A 23951-nucleotide genomic window follows, 5' to 3' on the forward strand; every position below is an offset into this window, starting at 1 on the left:
GTCTTCCAAGCAGGACCGGCACGGAATGAGGTGCGTCGCATGGCAGCTCCGGAACGGCACGTGGCGGACTACCCGGCACCTCGGCCGGCGGTCGACCTCCCGATCGCGGCTCTCCTCATCGCCTCGCTCGCCCACTGGATCCGCGGCGCCCCCGCCGACAGCGTCATCTTCTTCGCCGCCGCGATCCTGCTGCTCTTCACCGAACGGCACGCCGGCGCCGCGGACGACCTCCTGGTCCCGGCCACCCGGCTGCCCGGCGCCTCGCTGATCATCGCCGTCGCTCTGGTCGCGCTGGTCTTCGGCCGCCAGACCGTGCCGATGTTCCTCGCCGTGACCGCGATCGGCGTCGGCGCGCTGGTCGTGGAATGGCGGGACCCTTCGCTCCCGTCCCAGCCGGTCCCGCGCCGCGGCTGGCTGTGGGTCGCGCTGGCGATCTCCTGGTGCCTCTGGGAACTGATCTCCTTCGTCTACGAACAGGCCGCGGGCGGGCTTTCGCTGACGCATCCGACGATGAGCGACCTCGTCGACCCGATGCTCGACAACCGCGTCGTGCAGGCTCTCGCGCTCGGCGTCTGGGTCGCCGCCGGGCTCGCGATGCTGCGCGCGGCCGCCGAGGCTAGGAGAACGGCATGAGCAGCAGGCTGATCACCGAAATCGGCTTCGGCGCGATCGTGGCCGCCGCCCTCCTGCTGTGGCTGGGCAGCCACCTGGTCCCTAAGAAGATCCCGCCGCTGACCAGCGTGCTCTCCGCGCTGATGCGCAAGCGGTCGACCCGGATCGCGCTCGTGCTGGCCTGGTGGTGGGTCGGCTGGCATTTCTTCGTCCAGAGCTGATCACGCGGACGGCAATCATCGATTATTTCTGCTATGATCGATGATATGAACGAACGTCTTGAGGTCTCCCGGCTCATCCCCGCCCCCGCCAGCGCGATTTTCGCCGTGCTCGCCGATCCGCGGGGCCACGTCGACATCGACGCGTCCGGAATGCTCATGGACGCCGAAGGCGAACCGGTCACGCAGGCCGGCGACCGGTTCGTGGTCCACATGGACCGGGAAGCGCTCGGCGACCGTCCGCTGGGCAAGTACACCGTCGAGGTCGTCATCACCACACTCGTCCCCGGCCAGGAGATCGCCTGGACCGTCGAGGGCAACTTCCGCCCGCACGTCCGCCACATCTACGGCTACCGGCTGGAGCCCGCCGAGGGCGGGACCCGCGTCACGTCCTACTACGACTGGTCAGAGCTCAGCGACGAGTGGAAGGAGCGCCTGACCTTCCCGGTCGTCCCCGAATCCGCCCTCAAGGCGACCCTCGGAATCCTGGAGCGCACCGTCCGCCGCCGCGCCGCCGCCTAGCGGTACCGCAGCGCGGTCGGCTTGCCCCGCTCCGCCAGATACTGCTCGAAGGTGACCACGCCGTCGGCGTGCTCCGGCGCCAAGTTCGCCCCAGCCGCGTAACCCCGGGCGATCCGCCCCGGCGCCGGCACCGAAACGAGCCGTTTCTCCTTCCCGGACGCGGCGAGCAGGGCACGCGCCAGATCAGCCGTCGTCCGCACCTCCGGCCCGCCGAAGTCCGCGACCCGCCCCCGCGGTTCGCCGCGGGCCAGCTCGACGAGCCGCGCCGCGACGTCGCGCACGTCGACGGGCTGGAACCGGAACTTCGGCACCGGCACCACCGGGAGCCGGGCGGCGCCGGCGAGGAGTGTCCGCACCAGCGAGTGGAACTGCGTCGCCCGCAGAATCGTGTGCGGCATCCCGGAATCCGCGACCAGTTTTTCCGCGGCCAGCTTCGCCTCGTAATACCCGAGCGGGATCTTGTCCACGCCGACGATCGAGACGTACACCAGATGCGGCGTCTGTCCGCTCCAGCGCGCCGCCTCGACGAGCGTGCGGACCGTGTCGACCTCCCGGCGGTAGTCGGTCGCGCAATGGATCACCGTGCTGACCCCGGCGACCGCGACGTCGATGCCCCGTCCCGTGCGCAGGTCGCCGGCCGTCCACTGGACACCTTCGCCGGACCGCCTCCGCCGGCTCAACGCCCGCACCGGAGCCTCCGCGGCTCGGAGCCGTTCCACGACCACCCGGCCCAGTTGTCCGCTTCCGCCGGTGACGAGGATCTGCTCGGCCACGTGGTCCTCCCGATGCCGCACCGCCCGGGCTCAGCCGGGTTACGCCCGCCATCCTGGCATGCCACGCGCCCGGCCGGTCAAAACCTCGAACGCCACCGCACCGTCGGCTCGTTCGCGCTGTCCCGGCGCGGCGTGTCCTTCCGCAGCAGCACCGACAGCCGCCCGTAGGCGGTGATCAGCTCCGAGTTCGCCTCGTTGCCCCGGCCTAGCCGGGCGTACTCGAACCCCTGCCGCAACGCCGCCAGCGCCTCCGGTTCTGCGGTCGCGAGCAGGCCCGCCGCCTCGGAAACGGTCTCGGCGAGGCCGTCGAGCATGGCGTTCGTCTCCGGCCGTCCCGGCGCGACGGTCAGCACCGGCGACAGCACGCGCAACTGGTGGTGCAGCCGATAGAGCACGGCCAGCGGATCGCCCTGCCCAGCACTGTCCATCGCGCTCTCCTCCGCTCGGTCCCCGGTGAGACGCGGCGGAGGAGCCCCCATGACGCCAGGCGCCCGATTGACTTCGCTCAGGAGTCCTCTGCCTCCAACCCGTCCCGGTCGGCCCACTCCAGCAACGGCTCGAGCGAATACGCCGTGTCGTCGATGCCCGCGTGCAGATCGCCGAGTTCGGCGAACCGCGCGGGCACGGTCGCGATCGTGCAGTCGTGCGGGTCGACGTCGTCGACCTCGTCCCACCGGATCGGAGTGGACACCAGCGCCTCGGGCACGCCGCGCACCGAATAGGCGCTGGCGATCGTGTGGTCCCGGGCGTTCTGGTTGTAGTCCACGAACAGCTTCTTCGGATCGCGGTCCTTGCGCCACCACGTGGTGGTGACGTCGTCCGGAGCCCGCCGCTCGACCTCGCGCGCGAACGCCAGCGCCGCGCGGCGGACATCGGCGAATCCCCAGCGCGGTTCGATCCGGACGTAGACGTGCATCCCGCTGCCGCCGGACGTCTTGGGCCAGCCGCGGATGCCCAGCTCGTCCAGGATTTCCTCGGCGACGTGCGCGACCCGGCGGACCGTGCCGAACCCGCATTCGGGCATCGGGTCGAGGTCGATCCGCCATTCGTCCGGCCGTTCGGTGTCCGCGCGGCGCGAGTTCCAGGGATGAAACTCCACAGTGGACATCTGCACCGCCCACGCAACGTGCGCCAGCTCGGTCACGCACAGTTCGTCGGCGTGCCGCTGGTACCGCGGGAACTGCACCCGCACCGTCTCCAGCCACGGCGGCGCACCATTCGGCACGCGCTTCTGGTGCACCTTCTCGCCGGTCACCCCGGACGGGAACCGGTGCAGCATGCACGGCCGTTCCCGCAGCGCGCGCACGATCCCGTCGCCGACCGCGAGGTAGTAGCGGACGAGATCGAGCTTCGTCTCGCCGCGCGCCGGGAAGTAGACCCGGTCCGGATTGGACACCCGGACCGTGCGGTCCCCCACCTCGAGCTCGACGGCCTCGCCCTTCGCCATGGCATCGACCGTATCGGGAAATCGCGCGGCGCGTCAGCGGTCGAACGGCACGAGGGTGAAATGCCCGACGCCCTTGGCCGCGGAGTAGACCGTCCACTGGTCCGGACCATGGCCCGGACCCTTGTCGTAGAGCAGCCGGTAGTCCGGGGTGCGCGGCGGCAGCCGCTTGAACCAGTGGTAGTTGATCCGCAGAAGCGTCTTGCTGACGAAACCGTCCTCGGCGAGCCGCTTGTTCACGATCTTCGTGACCTCGCTGCGGTCGGAAAAGACGTCGAGGATCTGGCAGTCGCAGTAGTACGCCAGGGTGCCGATCTCGCCCGGCCCCGCCACCGACTTGCCCTGCAGCCGCGCGCCGAGCTCCTTGCCGACGCGCGCGTAGTCGGTCGAGCTGGCCCAGTTGCCGAAGATGACCGGCGACGGCCACGGCACGCCTTGGGCCAGGTCCACGCCCACGTTGGCGAGCGCCACCGCCGCGCCGAGCCCGAGCGCGACGAGCGGCGGGACGCGGTTCAGCTTCGGCCGCTTCTTCGTCTCGGCGTGCCAGACGCCGATCATCAGGACCGCGAACGACGCCGTGCTGACGATCGGGGTGACGTAGTACCAGTGGTACGGGCCGACGCCGAGGGTCGAGTAGACGATGTAGTAGACGACGCCGCCCGCGCCGAGCGCGACGACCGGGGCCAGCCGCGGGAAGTCGTCCCAGCGGCGCGCGAAGCGCAGGGCGAGCCAGCCGAGCAGCACGGTCACGCCGACCAGCGCCGAGGCGAACGCGACCATCACGGTGAAGGGCAGGTACAGGAAGTACATCATCGGGCCGCTGAAGTAGCCCCAGGCACCGAACAGGCCTTCCTGGTCCTGCTTGATCACCAGCGTGTCGGGGATGAACGACCCGAGCGCGAACCAGCTCGTGAGGAACCACGGCGCGGACACGAGAACGGCCGTCGCGACCGCGGTCCAGAACTTCTTCCGGATCGCCGCCGTCGAGAACGCGATCACGAGCACGAACACGACCAGGTCGAGCCGGGTCAGCACGGTCAGCGCGGCGACCACGCCGAACAGCACCGGCCGCTCCTCCAGCGCGGCCACCACGAGCCACAGCAGGACGGCCGGGACCAGCAGCACCTCGAGGCCGGTGGCCGACAGCAGGAAGGGGTTGGCGATCACCAGCAGCAGGCCCAGCACGCCGGCCCACGGCGAGACGCCGAAGCGGCGGGTCAGCCGCGCCCACGCCCAGCCGATCGCGGCGCTGTTCAGCACGGTCAGCACGCCGAGCGCGAGCACCGGGTGCGCGGAGCCGCTGATCCGGGTGACGAAGGTCAGGAACCCGAGCAGCAGGACGTCGAGCGGCGAGGTCGCCGAGTTCGCGACGGACCCGGGCACGAGCGCCCATTCGCCGTGCAGCGCGAGGTTCTTCGCGTACGAGAGGGTGATGTACCCGTCGTCGGTGAGGCTGCCGCGCACGAGCAGGAACGAGAGCAGGCCGAACACCGCGGCGGCCAGGGGCAGCCACGCGGCGAAGCGGGACCGGACGGGACCGCCGGCCGGACGGGCGGAGCCGTTGGCGTCGCCCGAAGTCGTGAGCACAGATTCATCCACCGACATGATCCCGGAACAGTAGAGGGTGTCCGACAGGCAGATGCTAACGGGCTGTCCGAAACGTCGGCGCCGCCGTACCCGCTGTTTCGGCGGTACCGGTTTCGCAACGGTTTCCCGCCGCGCGGCGGAATTTGCCGCGGTTTCACGCCAGCGCGTGCCGCCCGCCCGCGCCGTCCGCGCCCTGGTCGAGGATCCGGGTCGCCACGCGGGTGATCGCGGCGTCCAGTTCGGACCGGTCCCCGCCGCCCCAGTCGCCGAGGCGTTCGGCGATCCAGTCGTGCCACGCGCGGACGAGCTTGTCCCATTCGCGCGCCCCCGATTCGGTGAGCGACCAGCTGCTGCGGGCGCAGTCGAGGTGCCCGGTCAGTTCCAGCCGCGCGAACGCCGGTTCGAGCACCTGCGCCGGGACGCCGTGGTCCTCTCCGATCGCTTCGAGCGTCGCCGCCCGTCCGGCGCGCTGCCGGAGGCGGACCTGCAGAACACACCACAGGCCGCCGACGTCCAGTTCCGAACCGGCGCGCGCGACGATGGCGGGAGCGGCCTTGCGGCGTTCCCGGAACAGCAGTGTCGCGATCGCCCGTTCGAGTCCCCGGTCGTGCTCGTGCGCTTCGGGCATCGCGAATCCGTCGCCGAGGTCCGGCGCGGCGGCGCGGGCGGTGTCGCGCAACGGCATTTCCTTGAGGAAGAACGCGAGCACGAAAGCGACCAGCCCGACCGGCGCGGCATAAAGGAACACAATGTGCAACGAATCCGCGTACGCGCCGATCACCGGTTCCGAAATCGTCGCGGGCAAATGGTGCAGCGCCAAGGGAATCTGGACGGCTTTCGGATCGACGCCCGGCGGAAGCGGATGTTCGGCGAGCGCCTTGGCTAGATTCGGGCCGAGCTGATTCGCGTAAACCGTGCCGAAAATCGCCGCGCCGAACGAACTGCCGATCGAACGCAGGAACGTCACCCCGGACGTCGCGACACCGAGATCCCGGTAGTCCACGGTGTTCTGCACCGCGATGGTCAGCACCTGCATGCCGAGCCCGATCCCGAGACCGAGCACCGCCATGTAGAGCGCCGATTCCCAGAACCCGGTGTGCGCGCCGAGCCGCGACAGCAGATACAGCCCGGCGGTCATCACCGCGGAGCCGGCGAGCGGGTAGATCTTGTACTTCCCGGTACGGCTCACCAGCGTGCCGGACAGGATCGAGGCGACCAGCAGCGCGAGCACCATCGGGAGCAGCCGCACGCCGGACGACGTCGCCGAGACGCCCTGGACGTACTGCATGTAAGTGGGCAGATAGGACAGCGCGCCAAGCATCGCGAACCCGACGACGAAGCTCATGATCCCCGCGACGGTGAACACCGGGTTCCGGAACAGCCGCATTGGGAGCATCGGCTCCGGCGCGCGCAACTCGACCGCGACGAACGCGCCCAGCAGCACCACCGAGCCCGCGGCCATGCCGATGATCACCGGCGAACCCCAGGCGTACGTGGTGCCGCCCCAGCTCGTGACGAGCGTCAGCCCGGTCGCGGCGAGGCCGATCAGCAGGATGCCGAGGTAGTCGATCACCGGTTTGACCGCCGCGCGCACGCTCGGCATCGCCGACGCGGCGACCGCGAGCACCACCACGGCGAGCGGGATGTTGACGTAGAACGCCCAGCGCCAGGACAGGTGGTCGACGAACAGCCCGCCCAGCATCGGCCCGGCCACGGTGACGACGCCGAACACCGAACCGAGCGCGCCCTGGTACTTGCCGCGTTCGCGCAGCGGGACGACGTCGGCGATCAGCGCGGTCGAGGTGACCATCAGCCCGCCGCCGCCGAGCCCCTGCACCGCGCGCCAGATGATCAGCCAGGTCATGCTGTCGGCGAAGCCGCAGAAGAACGAGCCCGCGCCGAACACGACCACCGACAGCTGGAACATCAGCTTGCGGCCGAACAGGTCGCCCAGCTTGCCGACGACGACCGTCATGATCGTCTCGGCCAGCAGGTACGCGGTGACGACCCAGGACAGGTGCCCGGCCCCGCCGAGGTCGCCGACGATGGTGGGCAGCGCGGTCCCGACGATCGTCTGGTCCAGCGCGGCGAGCAGCATGCCGAGCAGCACCGCGCCGAACACCGCGTGGATCCTGCGCCGGGACAGCGCCGGCGGGACCGGCTCCTCCCGGATCTCCTCCGCCGTGGCCGTCATCGGCTCCTCCTCGCGCGCCCGTGCCGGGCCGCTCCCGGCGCGTCCACGTAAGCACCTCGGTCCACCGCGGAATAGCCGCCCGGCCGCGTAGTCGCCCGTTCCGGTGACCGCGGCGGACCGCCGGATCCGATTGCCGTCGCGGCCGCCGGTGACCCGAACGCGGCGTCCTGGTCCGGCCTACTCGCTGACGGCGCGGGGCGCGTCGGCGTCGAGCACGGGCGCCTGCTTCGCCAGCCCGGACGTCGGCCGGGTGCTGTGTTCGACGGTCAGTCCCCGCATCGGGACCGGATAGTCGAACCGGTACACCGCGACCGGCTCGCGGAGTTTGTCGCCGCGCAGGTAGGTCGGGAGTTCGGTGGCCTTCGCGTCGGCGAACAACGGCACGTAAGGTCCCCCGGCGTCCGCGGAGTAGGCGACCCCGGCCAGCGACTGCGCGTCCGGCCCCGGGGCGAACCGGTACCGGACCGGCTGCACGATGCCGTCCGCCAAAGAGGCGGGTGTCCGGCACGGCACGACGAAAGCGTTGGTCCAGTCCAAGGTCACCGGCTCGCTCACCGGAACCTGGCTCGTCAGCGGCACCAGCCGCGGGATGCGGGGTGCGGTGACCGCGACCCAGCCGGACGGACCGGGGTCGGCGTCCCGCGCGACGACCCGGACCCGTTGCGCCCCAGGGGCCTGCCAGCGGGGGTCGAAGCGCGCGTCGCTCCACTTCCCGGTGCTGTCCCCCTTGGCCTTCACGGTCGCCAGCACGGTCCCGTCCGCCTTCGCGAACTCGACTGACACCTGTACTTTCCCTTGCCCGGCAAGGGAAATCACGACCGGAGCCGAATCCTTCGACGCAATGCCCGCCGGCAGGTCGTACCACCCGGTGGCGAGCGTGCCGGTCCCGGACGGCGACCGGTAGGAACTCCACGCCGGGTGCGCCGGATCGGTGCCGTACGGGGCCCGCGGCGCGGCGTCCGGCGGGAACGCGGTGTTCATCGCGAACCCTTCCGCCGAAGCCGGGGTCGACGGTCGAAGCACGCCGGCTCCGATGTCCGGCTCGACGTCCAGCCAGTCCTCGACACCGCAGGCGTTCCCGGCGCTGCCGGCACTCGCTGCGAGGCCGAGCGAAGCCAGGTTCGACCGGCCGACGGAGTAGGTGTCCCAGCGCAGTTTCACCGCCTGGGCCTGTCCGACCACCTCGACCGCCACCGTCGCGGCCGCCACCGCGACGATCACCCAGCCGGACGCCGGCAGCCAGCGCGGCGCCCCGGGCCGCCGTTTCGCGGTCCGCCAGGCCCCGGCGGCCACGCCCGCGAGCGCGACCGCCAGCCCGGCCCAGAGGACCAGATCCGCCAGCCGCACGCCCTTCACGGTGGGGACGGAATCGCCCCAGCGAACGTCGTAGTCGGACTGCATCCACCACCGGTTCGGCGAGGACCAGGCCAGCCACGTCGTCGCCGCGACCAGGCCCAGCGCCGCCGCCCGTGCCCACACCGAGGACAGCGCTCCGCGTGCGACGGTGTGGACCAGCATCGCGATCACCACCGTGCCGAATCCGGCCAGCGCACCGAAGTGGTGCGTCCACTTCGTCGGCGTGAACGCGAGCACGACGAGGCACAGGACACTGGCGACGACCATCCGGCGAGCCGGCCCGGCGGCCAGTCCCGGAGCGCGGCGCCAGATCAGCAGCACGGCCGTCATCGCCATCGCCAGGAGCATCAGCAGCACCGGCACCCGGCGGTTCAGCGCACCCTCGACGACCGAGGGATCGAGCAGGGTCGTGTACCGGGTGATTTCGCTCTGCCACGGGAGATCCGGGCCGATCTGCTGACGGACGGCGGTCGACTCCAGGACGGCGCTCAGCGGCTGGTCGTAGAACGCCGTGAGCAGTGCGCTGCCCGCCGCGCCGACGACCACCGCGATCGCGCCGAGCACCCGGAGGTCGGCACGCCTGCGCACCAGCCGGACGAGCGGGCGCACCCCGGCGATGAACGGCAGGAACGCCGCGATCCCGAGCGGGTTCGTCGTCGCGGTGGCACCGGCGACGACCAGACCGACCGCGACCGGCGTCACCGCACCGGTCGCCACCGCGCGCTCGACCAGGGCGAACACCGCCAGCGTGCCGAACACGATCCAGGGCTCCGGCCGCAGTCCGACGTCGAAGGCCACATACCAGGCCAGGAACAGCGCCGCGGCCGCCCAGCGGGTCCACCGGCCCGGCCGGTCGACCAGGCGCGGCAGCACCAGCCGATCGATCAGGAACCACGACGCCAGCCCCAGCAGCACCGACGGCAGCCGCATCCACACCATGGCCGGCGTCACGCGGCCGAGAAGCGCGTACAGCTCGTAGTACCAGCCCCACGGCGCTTCCGGCGCGTTGAACCAGCGGAAGTAATTGCCGGTGAACCCGCTCGTCTCGCGAGCGCGCAGCATAGTCGAGATGTATCCGTCGTCCACAGTGAGCGCACCGATGACGGACCAGACTCCGAGCACCCCGGTCACCGCGAGGTCCGCCGGCCGCGGCGCCCACGCCCGCCGCGGAAGCAGCCGGACCCGTCGTGCGACGGCCCGGTCGCGCCGGATCAGCAGCACGATCATGCCGAGCAGCGCGAGCACCGACACCACGCCGAGCGCGACCTTGAGCACGCTCGGCGTGCTGACCCACCGGGTGTCGGGTTCGATCTGCGCGGACGCCGTGCCCGGGTGGTCGGTGTACAGCCCGGTGACGTTCGGCCTCGCCGTCGTCCTGGCGGTGCCGACTGTGGTGCCTTGGCCGTCGGCGCGCACCGTCAGCCGGCAGTCGCCGCTGACCGGCCGGCGCACCAGCTCCTTATCGCCGAGTTTCGCGGTGACCGTCCCGGCGACCGCGCGGATCTCGAGCGCGCCGCCGAGGGGCTGCGCGCCCAGCTTGCTTCCCGGCGGCGCGGTCGCCAGCGCCAGCCCGTCCGGGTCGGCGCAACGGACGGTCGCGTCCATTCTGTCCGGGTGGTACGGGTACAACGGCAGCGCGGTGTCCTGCGCGCCGTCCCAGCGGTACGTCGTTGTCTCAGTGTTCACCGGCGCCACGGTGAACAGCACCGCGGTCAGTGCGGAGATGAGCCCAAGGCCGATGATGAGCCAACGGTCGCCGGCTTTCCTGCGCGCAGTGGAGTCGGAATCTGGGGTCGGCACCGCGCGGAGTTTAGTGTTCCGGCGTGTCTCCGCCGTGAAGCGGCCCGGCGGCCGACCGGATCCCCCGGTATGCGAACCTGGCGGGATCAGCCCCTGAGCGAATGCCTCCTCGGGCGCTTCCGTCCACTGTGGAACATCCGCGTGGCCCCGTCATCGCCGGATTCCGGCGAGCTCCGCGCTCTGGTGAGCGCTCCTGTCCCGCGGATACCCTGGAGATCGCCTGCGGCTGCCCGAAAGTCTCCGCGCGCACCGTCCACGGTGGACATCCGCGCAGCTCCAGCACCATTTCCGGAAATCAAACGGGCCCTGCCCGATTTACCCGGTTCCTCCACGGTGATCTGCAGCACACCTTAAGTCCAGCCTAGGTGTGCTGCATCACGCGGCCCGCTACCGCTAGCGTCACGCAACCATGGAATCCACAGTGGTCGCCAAAGAGGGCGACAACTACACCAAGGCACTGGGCAACCGCCAAGTGCAGATGATCGCGATCGGCGGGGCGATCGGGGTCGGGCTCTTCCTCGGCGCGGGCGGGCGGCTCCACGAAGCGGGGCCGTCGCTGGTCCTTTCCTATGCGCTGTGCGGCGTCGCGGCCTACTTCGTGATGCGGGCGCTCGGCGAACTCGTGCTGCACCAGCCCAGCTCCGGCAGTTTCGTGACGTACGCGCGGAAGTTCATCGGCCCGTGGGCCGGGTTCGTGTCCGGGTGGATGTACTGGCTGAACTGGGCGATGACCGGCATCGCGGAGATCACCGCGGTCGCGATCTACGTGCACAAGTGGCTGCCGGACGTGCCGCAGTGGATCACCGCGCTGGTCGCGCTCGGCGTGCTCATGGCGGTCAACCTGCTGAGCGTGAAGCTGTTCGGGGAACTGGAGTTCTGGTTCTCCGTGGTGAAGGTCCTCGCGATCATCGTGTTCCTGGTGACCGCGGTCGGGCTCGTGTTCACCGGCGCGAACATCGGCGGCACCACCGCCGGCGTGCACAACCTGACCGGCCACGGCGGGTTCTTCCCGGCCGGCGTCGGCATCGCGCTGATGACGCTGCAGGCGGTCGTGTTCGCCTACTCCGCGATCGAGGTCGTCGGCATCGCGGCCGGCGAGACCAAGGATGCGCGCAAGGTGCTGCCGAAGGCGATCAACGGCGTCGTGTGGCGGATCGGCGTCTTCTACGTCGGTTCGGTGCTGCTGCTGGCGATGCTGCTGCCGTGGCCGTTCTACAACGGCGGCGAAAGCCCGTTCGTCACGGTGTTCTCGCGCCTGGGCATCGGCGGCATCGGCGACGTGATGAACGCGGTCGTCCTCACCGCCGCGCTCTCCTCGTGCAACTCGGGGCTGTACTCCACCGGCCGCATCCTCCGCGCGCTCGCCGACGAGGGGGAAGCGCCGAAGTTCGTCGGCAAGATGAACTCGCGGCACGTGCCCTACGGCGGGATTCTCTTCACGTCCGTGGCCTACGTGCTCGGCGTGGTGCTGAACTACCTGGTGCCGAAGGAAGCCTTCGACATCGCCACCGCGGTCGCTTCGCTCGGTGTCGTCGCGACCTGGGCGACGCTGGTGTACTCGCAGATGCGCATGCGTCAGGCGGCGTTGCGCGGCGAGCTGGAGCGGCCGAGCTACCGCATGCCCGGCGCGCCGTACACCGGCTGGGCCACGCTCGGATTCCTCCTGCTGGTCGTGGTGCTGATGGGATTCTCCGACGGAGCCGAGAAGATCGCGTTCTACTCGATCCCGGCGATCGTCGTGGTGCTCGCCGTCGGCTGGCGGCTGGTGTCCCGCAAACGGCAGGCGCGCATCGGCGCCTGAACGCGGCCCGCGTTCCCCATCCCCGCGAACGCGGCATCGGCCCGGCCGTCCCTTCCGGCACCACCGGAACGGGCGGCCGGGCTCTTTCCGTTACCCCGGTTCTTTCACCACAGGGGGAAGTCGACCCCGTGCTCCTCCGCGGGCCGCGGCCCGAAGATGCGCCGCTCGGCCTCCTCGATCCGCCGGTCGTTGATCGACGCCTCGCGCCGGCTCATCAGGCCGTTCTCGGCGAACTCCCACAGCTCGTTGCCGTAGCTGCGCCACCACTGCCCGCCCGCGTCGCGGCTCTCGTACTGGAACCGCACCGCGATGCGGTTCTCGCGGAATCCCCAAAGCCCCTTGCGCAGCGCGTAATCCAGCTCGCGCTCCCACTTCGCGGTGAGGAACTCGACGATCGCGGCCCGGCCGACGACGTGCGTGTCGCGGTTGCGCCACACGGAATCCGGCGTGTACGCGAGCGAGACCTTCTCCGGGTCGCGCGTATTCCAAGCGTCCTCGGCCGCCTGGACCTTCTTCAGCGCGGAGGCGAGGTCGAACGGCTGGAACGGGGGCCGCGATTCGGTCATGACAGGGGTCCTTTCACTTGATGAGCCGAGGATTGCGCGGGTACGGCGTGTGCGCGACTTGCCGGGCCACCGGTCGGCCGGAGACGACGTGCTGGACTTCGAACCGGACGATCCGGCCGGTGCAGCCGTCATCGCCGGAGCGGCCCGCTTCTCCCCATTCGATCGCGGCGGTGCCGGAGACCTGCAGGATCCGGCCGGTCGCGAAGTCGAAGAAGAGCAGCGCGGCTTCCGGGTTCGCGGCGAGGTTGCCGAGGCTGTTGAAGAGGTTGTTTCCGGGATAATCGGGCCACCACAGGGCATTTCCCTCGACGCGGACGAACCCGGCCGCGCCGCCCCGATGGGACGCGTCCGCGCCGTGGCCGGGGTTGATCGTGCCGAGGAAGAACGTATCGGCTTCTCGGATCAGCTCGGTGTCGCCAGGACTCAGTCCCGTGCGCTCTTGCACCGGAGCTGGTTTGACCTCTTCGGACAGCACACGTTGCTGGATGTATTGGGGGCAGTTGCCGTACGCCTGCTCGATGTCGACGACCAGCCGATCTTTCTCGGCGCTCGACAGGCTGCCATTGATGCGAACCCGGCGCCGGGCGGCGAACTCGACGCTCGTCATTCCGAGCTGCTGCCCGGCGGGGAGCGCGTGCAACGGATCGCCCTCCGGCAGCGTCCGGTGGATCGCGAGCGTCGTCGCCGACCTGGTTTCCAGGAACCCTGGCGGGCCGACGACCGGCGAGGTCCACAGCCGTCCGGCCGCGTCGCGTCCGGTCACGACCAGGAACGTCCGTTCGGCCAGGAATCCCGCCATTCCCGGTGAAATCCCAGCCGGTTCGGCCATCCGGGACAGACGCGCGGCCTGGCGTTCGACCCCGGCCTCGCGCTGGACGGCCAGCTCTCCGGAATGGAAGGCCTGCTGGATCGTCGGGCTCACTGCGCCCACCTCACTTTCTCACGGGTCGCACCATGAGTTTCCGTGAGAAGTTCTAGCAGTCGCTTCTCACGGATGCAACCCAATCCATCCGTGATACCGTCTCGGCCATGGGGATGCTGCCGGACGAGGTCGTGCCGGTCCGCCTGATGGCGACCGTCTGGGCCGACACCAGCGGGCTCCACGACGACCTCCGCACCCGCGAAGACCTCGACGCATGGCTCGACGACGTCGGCATCGACCGCGGATCGCGGCAGTCGTCCGCGGCCGAACTCGAGCTGGCGCGGCGGCTTCGCGACGCCGTCCGCCGCCTTGCCGCCCAAGTCACCGCCGACGACCGGCAGCCTCCGGCCGTGGACCTCGACACGGCCCTCGGCGACCTGAACGACCTGGTGACCCACCTGCCAATCCCCCAACTGACCTTTGTGGCCGGGAAACTGCAGGAGAGTTCGTCGAGCAGCACTTCGCCGGTAGTCACCGGATTAGCCCGCGTGGCCCGGGAATCGATCGCGCTGCTGGGCGGACCGGACGCCGCGAAACTGCGTGCCTGTTACGCGCCGGGTTGCGTGCTCTACTTCATGAAGACGCATCCGCGTCGCGAATGGTGCTCCGTCACCTGCGGCAACCGAGCGCGCGCCGCACGGCATTACGAGAAGATCCGATCGACGCGCTGACGGCTCAGCCCAGCAGCACCACCGCCGTTTCCGCGGCGCGCGCGAAAACGTCCTCCGCGACCCGCATTCCCGCCATCACGACCGCGCCTTCGTGCAGCAGCATGATCTGCTCGGCCGCCTTGCGCGGTTCCGAAACGCCCGCCGATTCGGCCAATTCGACGAAGACGCCGAGCATCCACCGTTTGCTTTCGGTCACCACCGCGTACGCCGGATGCGCGGGGTCGCTGATCTCGGCGTGCGCGTTGATCATGCTGCAGCCCTTGCCGCCGTATTTCTTCGCCCACGCCTCGGACGCGGCGAACGCTGCCGCCAGCCGGTCCCGCGGCTCCGGCCCGGCCTTCTCCAGCCACTCGCCGAGGAACTCCCGCCAGCGCGCGTCGCGAGCGGACAAATACTCCACGACCAGCCGATCCTTCGAGCCGAACCGGTCGTAGAGCGTCTTCTTGGTCACCCCTGCCCTGGCCGCGATGACGTCGACGCCGACGGCGTGGATACCGCGCTCGTAGAACAACTCCGACGCGGCTGTCAGCACCGCTTGCGCCTTCGGGGTCCAGTCGATCGTCATGGCCCCAGTGTATACCGATCTGTATAGTCCGGTTCATGGGTAAACAGATCGGTATAGTCGGGGCGGCGATCCTGTTCGTGGTGTGCTGGTCGTCCGGGTTCATCGGAGCGAAGCTCGGCGCGGCGGACGCGGCCGTGCCGACCGTGCTGATGTGGCGGTTCCTCCCGCTGGCCCTGCTGCTGGCACCGTTTCTGCGGCCTCGCGGCACGCCGCTCCGCGAGTACGGCCGACACGTCCTGATCGGCTTGCTTTCCCAGTCGGGCTATCTGCTCACCGTCTACTGGGCCATCGGCGAAGGCGTCAGCACAGGCACGACCGCGCTCATCGACGGTGTGCAGCCGCTCGTCGCCGCGGCGCTCGCCGGTCCGCTCCTCGGCGTCGCCGCGACCGGACGGCAATGGGCCGGACTCGTGCTGGGACTCGTCGGCGTGGTCCTGGTCAGCTGGTCGGACGCCGCTTCGCACGCCCCGGCCTGGGCATATCTGATCCCGTTCGCCGGAATGCTCGGGCTGGTCGCCTCCACGGTCCTCGAACGCCGGTCTCGCGTCCCCGCTCCCCCGTTGCGTGCGCTCGCCATCCATTGCGGCACCTCGGCGGTCATCTTCACCGGGCTCGCGCTGGCGACCGGGAGCGCGGTTCCGCCCGCGTCCGGACATTTCTGGTTCGCCATGACCTGGCTGATCGTGCTGGCGACCTTCGGCGGGTACGGGTTGTACTGGCTGCTCGTCGGGCGGATCGGCATGACGGCGGTGAACAGCCTGATGTTTCTGATCGCACCGGTCACGTCGGTGTGGGGCACGGTGTTGTTCGGCGAGCCGTTCACCGTGCTGACCGGCGTGGGGCTCGGCTTGGCGCTGGTCGCCGCCGTCGTCGCGAACGGCCGGGTCAGCCGCCGTAGCGTTGCCGGACCACCTCCGGAGTCTCCAGGTTCTTCCCCGCGTCCATGTTATGCGCGAGCCGGAGGTACTGGCCTTCCGCCCACATCAACGGCGCCGCGCTCCCGGTCGGACGGCCCAGCCCGAAGCACGCGGCGTCGGCGCGATCCCACACCTGCTCGGGAATGAAGTAGCCGTCGTTCGCCGCGTCCGCCATCGACTTCAGGTACACCGCCGCCGAACGCCCGCTGGCCAGTTCGTACTCGCCCCGTTCGCCGGACAGGACCGGCCACAGCCGCCCGAAGCGTTGCGGCCCGTTCGCCGGCCAGCCGGTGCAGGCGGTCGTGCTCTCGCCGTAGTTGTCGTGCGGGTACCGGTGGAAGTAGATGTCGCCGTTCGGGGTCGTGACCTGCATCGGCGCGTTGCCGTCGCGAGCCGCCGCGGTCGGGGCCACCGACTCGGCGACCTCGGGGTCGGCCGGTCCGCGGACGCCGAGCCGGACGAGGTCGAGGAACCCGAAGTCGGTGATGTCGTGCTCGTAGAAGCAGCCTTCGTCGAAACAGATCTGCCCGGTGTCGTTCGGGTCGGTTCCCTTGTCGATCCGTTCGTAATACGTGTGGTTGCCCCAGTAGCCGGTGTTCGTCCGCGTCCAGCTGTCGAGCTGCGCCCGCCACGAGTCCGCGGTGGACTCCCACTGCTGCGCCGCCGCCGGGTCGCCGTTCGCCCGCGCGATCGCCCCGGCCGTGACGAGCCCGGCCACCTCCGCCGCGATCGACGACGGCGACCGGCCGTACTGCTCCTCCCACCGTTCCGTTGTCGCGGGACCGCTCGTGCGGATGTGCTCCGCCGTCACCTTGACCCGCGCGTACGTCGCCGCATCGGTCAGACCGGTCATCCAGGCGAGGATGATCGCGTCGGAGTCCTGGTCGAGCTGCTCGCAGCAGCCGAGCTGCTGCGGCGTCGCCCCGGGGACCCCGCTCACCGGGCTGTACCGCGGAAATGCGCCGGCCGGGTACGTCGTCCCATCGCCTTGCGTGGGCGCGGAAATCCACTGCGAGGACCACAGGAACTGCGCCATCCGCTTCGCCTGCGCCGCGTCGCCCGCCGCGAGCAGCCCGGTCGCCTGCTGGTACAGGTCCCGGCCCCACACGCGGTGGTACCCGTCGTTGAGCACGTCGCCGTTCACGACGTCGCCCCACGGCGTGGCCAGACCCGCGACACTCGCGCCGCGATGTGTCTTGTCCTCCGCCGCGTGCAACGCCATCAGCGCGACGTAATACGCGCGCCGCTGCCGCTCGTCGCCCGCCACACTGCCCGGTGCCGCTTTCAGGCTGCCGACATACTCCTCCCAGCCGTGCCGATACGACTGCTCGAGACTGCCGAACCCGCTCGCCAGCGACCCGTCCGCCGCGGCCGCCGCGCCCTGAGCGTCGCTCCCGTACCCGAGCGCGACCGAGAACGTCGTGTCCTGCCCGACCGGGATCTGTCCACATTGGACGACATTGCCGTAATCGGTGGAATCGAACTGATTCGTAAGACGTTGATGTGCTCGCAAGTCTACCAGGCAATCACTCGCGGCACCGGAATATCCGTTGTCATGCGCGACAAACCCGGTCGACGCTCGCAACGCCGACGCCACGGTTGTCTTGGCCCCGAACAGCTGCTCCGTCCCGCTGGCCGTCAGCCCAGTCCCGTCCCACGCCGCGGTGTCGTTCGCCGCGCCGCCCGCCATGGACGGATTCGCCAGCAGGTAGACCTGGTACTGGCCGCCGTCCAGCGACTGGAACCGGGTGCGGGTAAGGAGAGTCGGCCGCCCGGAGTCGGTGACGTACGTCGTGGTGATGCGGTAACGGCCGTTCTTGGCAGTGTTCGTGACCGTGTACTCGAGCGCCTTCTCGTCCGGCATCGCCACGACGTGCTGCGTCGCGTCGCGCTCAAGGTCCACAAAGGACTTCCCGTCGGTGACCACGTACTGCATGTCCTGCATGTTCGCCACGTCCGCACGCGGATAAAACACTTCCGACGTGACACCGCCGGCGACGGTGAACCACAGCGGGCTCGCAGTTCCGGCGGCCGTCCCGAGGGCGGATTTGTCCCCTGTTGTCCAGGATGACGGTCCGCCGCAGCAGTCTCCCGGCGTCCATCCCGCCGCTCTGCCTCCCACCGCCGCCGGGCCGGGCTCCGCCCCGACTTCCGCCGGAACAATCCCCTGGCCCACCGCCGAAATCCCCACGACCGCGAGCACCGCCGCCGCCCGTCCCCACTTGCCACCGACCATGCCGCTCATGCTGCCCGCCGCCTCGGCCCGGAACAACAGCCGAACGGCGGGAACCGTCTTGCCCTCTCCGCGCGGCTCCGGCACTCCCACCCGATGGAGTGACCGCGGAGGCCCGGAAACTGTCGTACCCGGATGATCTCCTAGTTCCCGAAGCGGCACCCGTCCCCGGGCCCGCACCGAACGGAGGAGCGCGCCATGGCCGGAGAGACCGTCCGCGCTGTGCTGGGAAACCTGGCCGCAGGCTCGGAGCTCGCCTTCACTCGGGTCTCGTCCCGCGGCATCTCGGAGACCAGTCCTTCGCCATTCCGACTTGCGGAGAGCAGCCCGTCGTTCTCCCGCATCCGGACCTCGCTCAGACCCAGGCAGAGGCTCAAGACGCACGGCTGCGGGGCGCCCTTGTTCGACCGTGTTCATTTCCGAATGCGCCACCACTGTCGCTACACGAAAAACGATTGATTCGAATCGATCCTCAGAGTCGTCGCCACGCACTTGGCGGCACGAGATCAGGGAGCTTGATCATGGCTGGAGAAACTGTCATCACGGTAGTCGGGAATCTGACTTCAGACCCCGAACTCCGCTTCACCCCGTCCGGAGCGGCGGTCGCGAACTTCACCGTCGCGTCGACGCCGCGCACGCTCGACCGGGAGTCCGGCGAGTGGAAGGACGGCGAGGCGCTGTTCCTCAGGTGCAGCGTCTGGCGTCAGGCAGCGGAAAATGTCGCGGAGAGCCTCACGCGAGGGGCGAGGGTCCTGGTCACCGGACGTTTGGTGCAGCGCTCCTTCGAAACCAAGGAGGGCGAGAAACGCACCGTGGTCGAACTGCAAGTGGACGAGATCGGTCCGTCGCTGCGGTATGCCACCGCCAAGGTCACCAAGGCCAGCCGGAGCAGCGGCGAAACAAGCGGACCGAGCGCGGATGGCTGGGGCGCCGCACCCGTTGCGGCCGGAATCGGTGCGGGTGAGGAGCCGCCATTCTGATCGTCTTGAAGGCGTCGCCGACCGGTCGTCGTGATGGTGTCGCCGAGCAGACGCCCTGATGGTGTCGCCGACCAGGACACACCTGATCGGCGACAGGACCGAGCGACATGTCCGCGACCGGGGTTGACCTCCCGCGGCGGGCCTGCCGCCGAAACGGCGTCGCCCAACCGGCCGATGAGCCCGAACCCGTCGCGCTCATCGGCCGCCGGGCAGCGCTGCGTCCGCTCGGGGCCGCCGACTGCGGGGATGGCCGTGCCTTGCCCTGACCATGCCCTTGGCCCAGAGCCTGGCCTTCGCCTTGGTCTTCACCCTCGCCCTCGCCTTAGCCCTGGCCCTGGCCCTGGCCCTTGCCCTTGCCCTTGCCCTTGCCCTGGCCTTCGCCATCGCCTTGGCCTTGGCCTTGGCCTTGGCCTTGGCCTTGGCCTTGGCCTTGGCCTTGGCCTTGGCAATCGCATTGCCCTTCGCCATCGCCCGGCCTTCGCCCTGGTCCTGACCCCTGGCCCTTCGCCCTCGCATTGCCCTTCGCCCTCGCCTTGGCCTTGACCCTGGCCTTGACCCTGGCTTTGGCTTTGGCTTTGGCGAGGAACTTTCCGCTCGGCCAACACGCGCCGAGGCCAACCCCATGGTCCGGGATGGTCGGCTCGGTGCCAGCCCTGGACGGCTGCATACTCAGTCCTGGCCACCTCGGACACCGGGCCAGGTGCGGCAGGAAGTGTTCATCCCGTCGCGCGACGCGGAGGCACAGGGAGTCCGGAACCCGGTCCGGCGTGGTCATCGGGAGCCGAAGCCACACCTCCTCAGTGGTCTGGTCCTTTTGCCAGGTAGGTCCATACCACTGAGCCCACATACGACGATCGGCCCTGCCCGGCCGGGAATCCCGCGGGTAGCTTCTGCGGGCATGCCCGCATCTCGCCGGACCAAGGCCGGAAGCACAGTCCTCGCCGCGATTTCCGTACTGCTGGCTCCGATGTCCGCGCCAGCCGCCCAGGCCGTACCCGCCAGGCACGCCAGCGTCGGCATCGGTGTGCAGGACGAATGCAGCACCCCGTCGATCAACCGGCTGCAGAAGTGGCTGGCCAGCGGCGAAGGCACGACCCTCCCGCCCACCGGCAGTCTGCTCGTCCCGGAGGGCGACCGCTACGCGGCGAAGATCGTCTTCCAAAACAACGAATGGCACGTCGCCGTGGTCTGGCTGGGCAACCAGTTCGACGCCCAGGCCGACCTCAGCCATTCCGCCGGATTTTGGCTGACCTACCGCGCCGACGACGACTTTTACGTCCAGCTGCGCCCCGCCTCCCACTGGAGCGGCGGCGACAAATGGCTCACCCGCATCCCCGCGACCGGTGGGCAGCTGGTGCGCAAGTTCATCCCGTTCGACCCCGACTCCTGGACCTGGCTGCCCGAACTGGGCCAGCCGCAGTACTCGTTCGCCTCCGCGCTGGCTGAGGCTCGAGGCCTGGTCTTCGTCGGCAAGACCCCCAACGCCCTCGACTTCCGCGAACTTCTCATCGACGGCTACCAGCCGCCCTGCCTCTGACCCCGGCCGGTCCCGAGCACCCGAGTTCGTCGAGACCTGACGGGTCCGCCACCCCTCGCTTACGGCCCTTGGCCGCACAACAGGAATCCCGAGCGCACAGCCGGCACGGTCGGGTGTTCGGCCGGGCGGCCGGGCGTTCAGGCGGGTGTTCGGGCGTGCGGCCGGACGTTCTGGCGTGCAGCCGAGCGGAGGTTCGGGCGCACGGCCGGTGGCCGGGCGGGGGTTCGGGCGCACGGCCAGTGGCCGGGCGGGGGCTCGGGCGTGCAGCCGAGCGACCCCCTCCGCCAACGACCCGGTGACCTTCAAGCACGCCTTCAACACCAGCCGCCGTAGCCGCCCGGCCCGCGACCGCCACTAATTCTGCACAGCCGGCCGGATCGTGATGTCTCCGATCTCCACCTCGTCCGGCTGCTCGATCGCGAACGCGATCGCCCGCGCCACCGCCGCCGGGTCGAGTGCGAACTGCTCGAACCGGCGCCGGACCTGCTCCCGCTCCTCCGGATCGTCGATCGAATCCGCCAGCTCAGTCCGGACGAACCCGGGCGAGACCGTCGTCGTCCGGAGAACCCCGTCCGTGGACTCTTGCCTCAGCGCCTCCAGGATCGTCCGCGCGGCATTCTTCGTCCCCGCGTACACCGCCTGTCCGGGCACGATCTTCAATCCGGACGTCGACACCGTCGTCACCAGATGACCCCGCCCCTGCTGACGAAAAACCGGCAGCGCGGCCGCGATCCCGTGCAGCACCCCGCGAACGTTCACGTCGATCATCGCCGACCATCCGTCGACATCCACGTCCGCCACCGGCCCCAACTTGGCGATCCCGGCGTTGCCGACCAGCACGTCGAGCCGGCCGAACTCCTCGACGGCTCGCTGCACGAGCCGGTCCAGGTCCGCGCGCTGGGTCACGTCGGTGACGCACGCGAGCGCGCGACCGCCGTCGTCGCGGATTTCCTTCACCAGCGCGTCGAGCCGATCCCCGCGGCGCGCACCGAGGACCACCGCCGCGCCCCGTTCGGCGAGCAGCCGAGCGGTCGCCTCGCCGATTCCGCTGCTCGCCCCGGTGATCGCGACGACTTTCCCTGCCAGAACGGACATTCCCCAACCCCTGACACCTATACGGACACGTGTCCGCATAGTTTACCGGACACGTGTCCGCATAAGCGAGCAGCATGGCGGCGTCAACATCGGCTGGTGTGCAGTCAAGGAAGCGTGAGCGCCGCCGAAATCCCGCTCCGTACCAGGCCATGCTCGAACGCGAGACGACCAACGGAGAAAGGCCCACCAAGGTGAGCGACCTAGCTGCCGCACTGCTGCTGATCGGCGTGTTCCTCGCGCTGGCCATGACTCTGCGCACCGTCCAGCGCCGCTGGACCCGCGATCAGCAGCAGTGCTCGCCCCGCCAGGCCTCGAGCCCCTCGCGGACCGCGACCGCCGCGATCGCCAATGCCGCGACCGGATCCGCCCAGTACCAGCCGAACAACGCGTTCGCCAGCAGCCCGGCCAACAGGACGCCGGAAAGGTAAGTACAGAGGAGCGTCTGCTTCGAGTCGGCGACCGCGCTCGCGGAGCCAAGTTCCCGCCCGGTCCGGCGCTGGGCGCCGGAAAGCACGGGCATCACGACCAAAGACACCGCGGCAAGCACGATTCCGACCGTCGAGTGCGAAGCCTCATCGCCGAACAGCGACCGCACCGAATCGACCGCGACATAGGCAGCCAGCAAGAAAAACGACACCGCGATCACGCGCAGCGCAGCCCGCTCCCGACGCTCCGGGTCCGCACTGGCGAACTGCCAAGCGACCGCCACCGCCGACAGCACCTCGGCCACCGAGTCGAGTCCAAACGCGACAAGCGCCGACGAGGACGCAACCGTCCCGGCCGACACGGCGACGATCGCCTCGGCCACGTTGTACGTGATCGTCCCGGCGACCAGCCACCGCACGCGACGACGCAAGACCGCTCGCCGCGCGGCATCCATCGGACGCGACTGACCCGAAGCACAGCAACTGTCCGGCCCGAGCGACAAAGTCTCGCCGACCGGCGGGCCCGCACGACGGTCCGGACAGGGCTCAGTCATCGCACGCGTCCGTCGGCGCGACAGCCAAAACCACCTGCGTCAACTCAGTCAACGCGTGCGCGAGATGCGGATCGGCGATCGAGTACCGGACCTGCCGACCCTCGTACGTGGCGATCACCAGGCCGCACCCGCGCAGGCACGCGAGATGGTTCGAGACGTTCGACCTGCTCAGCCCCAGCTCCGCGGCCAGCTGCGCCGGATACACGACCCCGTCGAGCACCGCCACCAGGATCCGGCAGCGCGTCGGGTCGGCCAGCGCCCGGCCGAGCCGGGCGAGCGCCAGTTCGCGAGTCTCAGATGTCAGCACAGCCGCAACAGTACAGCGAATGCTGAATCAAATACACTGGCGAAGTGGACAACCTCCTCGGCGACTTCCTCCGCGCCCGACGAGAGCGGGTCGCCCCGGCCGACGTAGGGCTGCCGGACAACGGACGACGCCGCGTGAGAGGACTGCGCCGCGAGGAACTCGCGCTCCTGGCGGGAATCAGCAGCGACTACTACATCCGGCTGGAACAGGGCCGCGACCAGAATCCGTCAGCACAGGTGCTCGACGCGCTGGCCCGGGCACTCGGCCTCGACGAAGCGTCCCGCCGGCACCTGCATCAGCTCGCGGGCCCGCCCCCGCCCGGCCAAGCCGAGCCGCAGGCGCCCGCGAGCATCGTCGAGCTCATCTCCACTTGGGCGACGAACCCGGCCTACGTCCAGGACCGGCTCACCAACGTCCTCGCCGCGAATCCCATCGCCGCAGCGGTTTCGCCGAACTACGCGGTCGGCCGGAACCTGCTCCGCGCGATTTTCCTCGACCCGGCCGAGCGGGAACTGCGCCGCGACTGGGACCAGATGGCGGCCGACGGCGTCGCCGGCCTGCGCGCCGCACTCGGCCCCGACATCGCCGACCCCGCGGCGGCCGAACTCATCGCCGGCCTCACCGCCAGCAGCAGCCAGTTCCGGGAGCTCTGGGCCCAGCACGACGTCAAACCGCGCACCGGACACCTCGTCCGCTTCCGCCACCCCGCTGTCGGGAACCTGGATCTGCACAGCGACAAACTCGACATCCCGGGCCCGGCACCCCTGCAACTCGTGGTCTTCCACGCGACACCCGGCACGCGCGACGCCGAAGCACTCGCCTCCCTGGCAGACCTGGCTCCCGCGCGATAGAAACCGGGCCGGAGCACGCCT

General features: G+C 69.9%; 22 protein-coding genes and 1 pseudogene. 10 read left to right on the plus strand and 13 right to left on the minus strand.

Annotated elements, in window-relative coordinates:
- The first annotated feature begins 39 nt into the window (after positions 1-39).
- The 3 genes from ATK30_RS41480 to ATK30_RS41490 are packed head-to-tail and all read left to right on the plus strand — an operon-like array spanning position 40 to position 1352.
- The gene (locus ATK30_RS41480) at positions 40-633 is read left to right on the plus strand and encodes a hypothetical protein (protein WP_101440142.1); all 594 of its coding nucleotides are present in this window, start codon (positions 40-42) and stop codon (positions 631-633) included.
- On the plus strand, positions 630-833 hold the full coding sequence (locus tag ATK30_RS41485; protein ID WP_101440143.1) for a DUF6186 family protein: 204 nt from the start codon (positions 630-632) through the stop codon (positions 831-833). Before ATK30_RS41480 ends, ATK30_RS41485 begins: the two co-directional genes overlap by 4 nt.
- 45 nt (positions 834-878) lie before the next feature.
- Entirely contained in the window at positions 879-1352 is a 474-nt protein-coding gene (locus ATK30_RS41490; RefSeq protein ID WP_101440144.1) for an SRPBCC family protein, read from the plus strand.
- Here ATK30_RS41490 and ATK30_RS41495 read toward each other — a convergent pair.
- From ATK30_RS41495 to ATK30_RS41520, 6 genes are all read right to left on the minus strand, one after another.
- Positions 1349-2125 (minus strand): SDR family oxidoreductase, encoded by a 777-nt coding sequence (locus ATK30_RS41495; protein WP_101441346.1) that lies wholly within the window; start codon positions 2123-2125, stop codon positions 1349-1351. The genes ATK30_RS41490 and ATK30_RS41495 overlap by 4 nt on opposite strands.
- A 77-nt stretch (positions 2126-2202) precedes the next feature.
- Positions 2203-2553, minus strand: coding sequence for a hypothetical protein (locus ATK30_RS41500; RefSeq protein WP_244194877.1), 351 nt, complete (start codon positions 2551-2553; stop codon positions 2203-2205).
- A 77-nt stretch (positions 2554-2630) separates the two neighbouring features.
- Positions 2631-3572 (minus strand): non-homologous end-joining DNA ligase, encoded by a 942-nt coding sequence (gene ligD, locus ATK30_RS41505; RefSeq protein ID WP_101440146.1) that lies wholly within the window; start codon positions 3570-3572, stop codon positions 2631-2633.
- A gap of 33 nt (positions 3573-3605) precedes the next feature.
- Complete coding sequence (locus ATK30_RS41510) at positions 3606-5168, minus strand: hypothetical protein (protein WP_416332871.1); 1563 nt, start codon at positions 5166-5168, stop codon at positions 3606-3608.
- A 142-nt stretch (positions 5169-5310) separates the two neighbouring features.
- Entirely contained in the window at positions 5311-7350 is a 2040-nt protein-coding gene (locus tag ATK30_RS41515) for an MDR family MFS transporter (protein ID WP_101440148.1), read from the minus strand.
- Positions 7351-7527: 177 nt separating this feature from the next.
- The gene (locus tag ATK30_RS41520; RefSeq protein WP_101440149.1) at positions 7528-10506 is read right to left on the minus strand and encodes an arabinosyltransferase domain-containing protein; all 2979 of its coding nucleotides are present in this window, start codon (positions 10504-10506) and stop codon (positions 7528-7530) included.
- Between the two features lie 409 nt (positions 10507-10915).
- Between ATK30_RS41520 and ATK30_RS41525 the strand changes: the two genes are divergently transcribed.
- A complete protein-coding gene (locus ATK30_RS41525; RefSeq protein ID WP_101440150.1) occupies positions 10916-12307 on the plus strand; it encodes an amino acid permease in 1392 nt (463 codons plus the stop codon).
- 104 nt (positions 12308-12411) lie between these two features.
- Here ATK30_RS41525 and ATK30_RS41530 read toward each other — a convergent pair whose 3' ends face one another.
- The gene (locus ATK30_RS41530) at positions 12412-12873 is read right to left on the minus strand and encodes a nuclear transport factor 2 family protein (RefSeq protein ID WP_101440151.1); all 462 of its coding nucleotides are present in this window, start codon (positions 12871-12873) and stop codon (positions 12412-12414) included.
- A gap of 13 nt (positions 12874-12886) precedes the next feature.
- On the minus strand, positions 12887-13795 hold the full coding sequence (locus ATK30_RS41535; protein WP_101440152.1) for a pyridoxamine 5'-phosphate oxidase family protein: 909 nt from the start codon (positions 13793-13795) through the stop codon (positions 12887-12889).
- A gap of 107 nt (positions 13796-13902) precedes the next feature.
- On the opposite strand from ATK30_RS41535, the gene ATK30_RS41540 reads away from it, so the two are divergent.
- Positions 13903-14466 (plus strand): CGNR zinc finger domain-containing protein, encoded by a 564-nt coding sequence (locus ATK30_RS41540; RefSeq protein WP_101440153.1) that lies wholly within the window; start codon positions 13903-13905, stop codon positions 14464-14466.
- Between the two features lie 4 nt (positions 14467-14470).
- Here ATK30_RS41540 and ATK30_RS41545 read toward each other — a convergent pair whose 3' ends face one another.
- On the minus strand, positions 14471-15031 hold the full coding sequence (locus tag ATK30_RS41545; protein WP_101440154.1) for a TetR/AcrR family transcriptional regulator: 561 nt from the start codon (positions 15029-15031) through the stop codon (positions 14471-14473).
- A gap of 35 nt (positions 15032-15066) precedes the next feature.
- Between ATK30_RS41545 and ATK30_RS47830 the strand changes: the two are divergent.
- Positions 15067-15462, plus strand: a pseudogene (locus ATK30_RS47830) (EamA family transporter); the annotation flags it as partial.
- A 454-nt stretch (positions 15463-15916) separates the two neighbouring features.
- Here ATK30_RS47830 and ATK30_RS45860 read toward each other — a convergent pair.
- Entirely contained in the window at positions 15917-18193 is a 2277-nt protein-coding gene (locus tag ATK30_RS45860; RefSeq protein ID WP_101441347.1) for a glycoside hydrolase family 15 protein, read from the minus strand.
- Between the two features lie 509 nt (positions 18194-18702).
- Between ATK30_RS45860 and ATK30_RS41560 the strand changes: the two genes are divergently transcribed.
- The 3 genes from ATK30_RS41560 (at position 18703) to ATK30_RS41570 (ending at position 20698) form a co-directional block, all read left to right on the plus strand.
- Positions 18703-19161, plus strand: a complete 459-nt coding sequence (locus ATK30_RS41560; RefSeq protein WP_101440155.1) for a single-stranded DNA-binding protein — start codon at positions 18703-18705, stop codon at positions 19159-19161.
- A gap of 274 nt (positions 19162-19435) precedes the next feature.
- Positions 19436-19654, plus strand: coding sequence for a hypothetical protein (locus ATK30_RS41565; protein WP_158242577.1), 219 nt, complete (start codon positions 19436-19438; stop codon positions 19652-19654).
- A gap of 405 nt (positions 19655-20059) precedes the next feature.
- On the plus strand, positions 20060-20698 hold the full coding sequence (locus ATK30_RS41570; protein ID WP_101440157.1) for a hypothetical protein: 639 nt from the start codon (positions 20060-20062) through the stop codon (positions 20696-20698).
- Between the two features lie 354 nt (positions 20699-21052).
- On the opposite strand, the gene ATK30_RS41580 is transcribed toward ATK30_RS41570, so the two are convergent.
- The 3 genes from ATK30_RS41580 to cmtR all read right to left on the minus strand — a co-directional run bounded on the left by ATK30_RS41580 (position 21053) and on the right by cmtR (position 23079).
- Positions 21053-21793, minus strand: coding sequence for an SDR family oxidoreductase (locus ATK30_RS41580; protein WP_101440159.1), 741 nt, complete (start codon positions 21791-21793; stop codon positions 21053-21055).
- Positions 21794-22076: 283 nt separating this feature from the next.
- Entirely contained in the window at positions 22077-22673 is a 597-nt protein-coding gene (locus tag ATK30_RS41585; RefSeq protein WP_101440160.1) for a cation efflux transmembrane domain-containing protein, read from the minus strand.
- Positions 22674-22764: 91 nt separating this feature from the next.
- Positions 22765-23079 (minus strand): Cd(II)/Pb(II)-sensing metalloregulatory transcriptional regulator CmtR, encoded by a 315-nt coding sequence (gene cmtR / locus ATK30_RS41590; RefSeq protein WP_101440161.1) that lies wholly within the window; start codon positions 23077-23079, stop codon positions 22765-22767.
- Positions 23080-23123: 44 nt separating this feature from the next.
- Between cmtR and ATK30_RS41595 the strand changes: the two genes are divergently transcribed.
- Positions 23124-23930, plus strand: coding sequence for a helix-turn-helix transcriptional regulator (locus ATK30_RS41595; protein WP_101440162.1), 807 nt, complete (start codon positions 23124-23126; stop codon positions 23928-23930).
- Positions 23931-23951: the final 21 nt, after the last annotated feature.

The organism is Amycolatopsis echigonensis, assembly GCF_002846615.1.
GTDB lineage: Bacteria > Actinomycetota > Actinomycetes > Mycobacteriales > Pseudonocardiaceae > Amycolatopsis > Amycolatopsis echigonensis.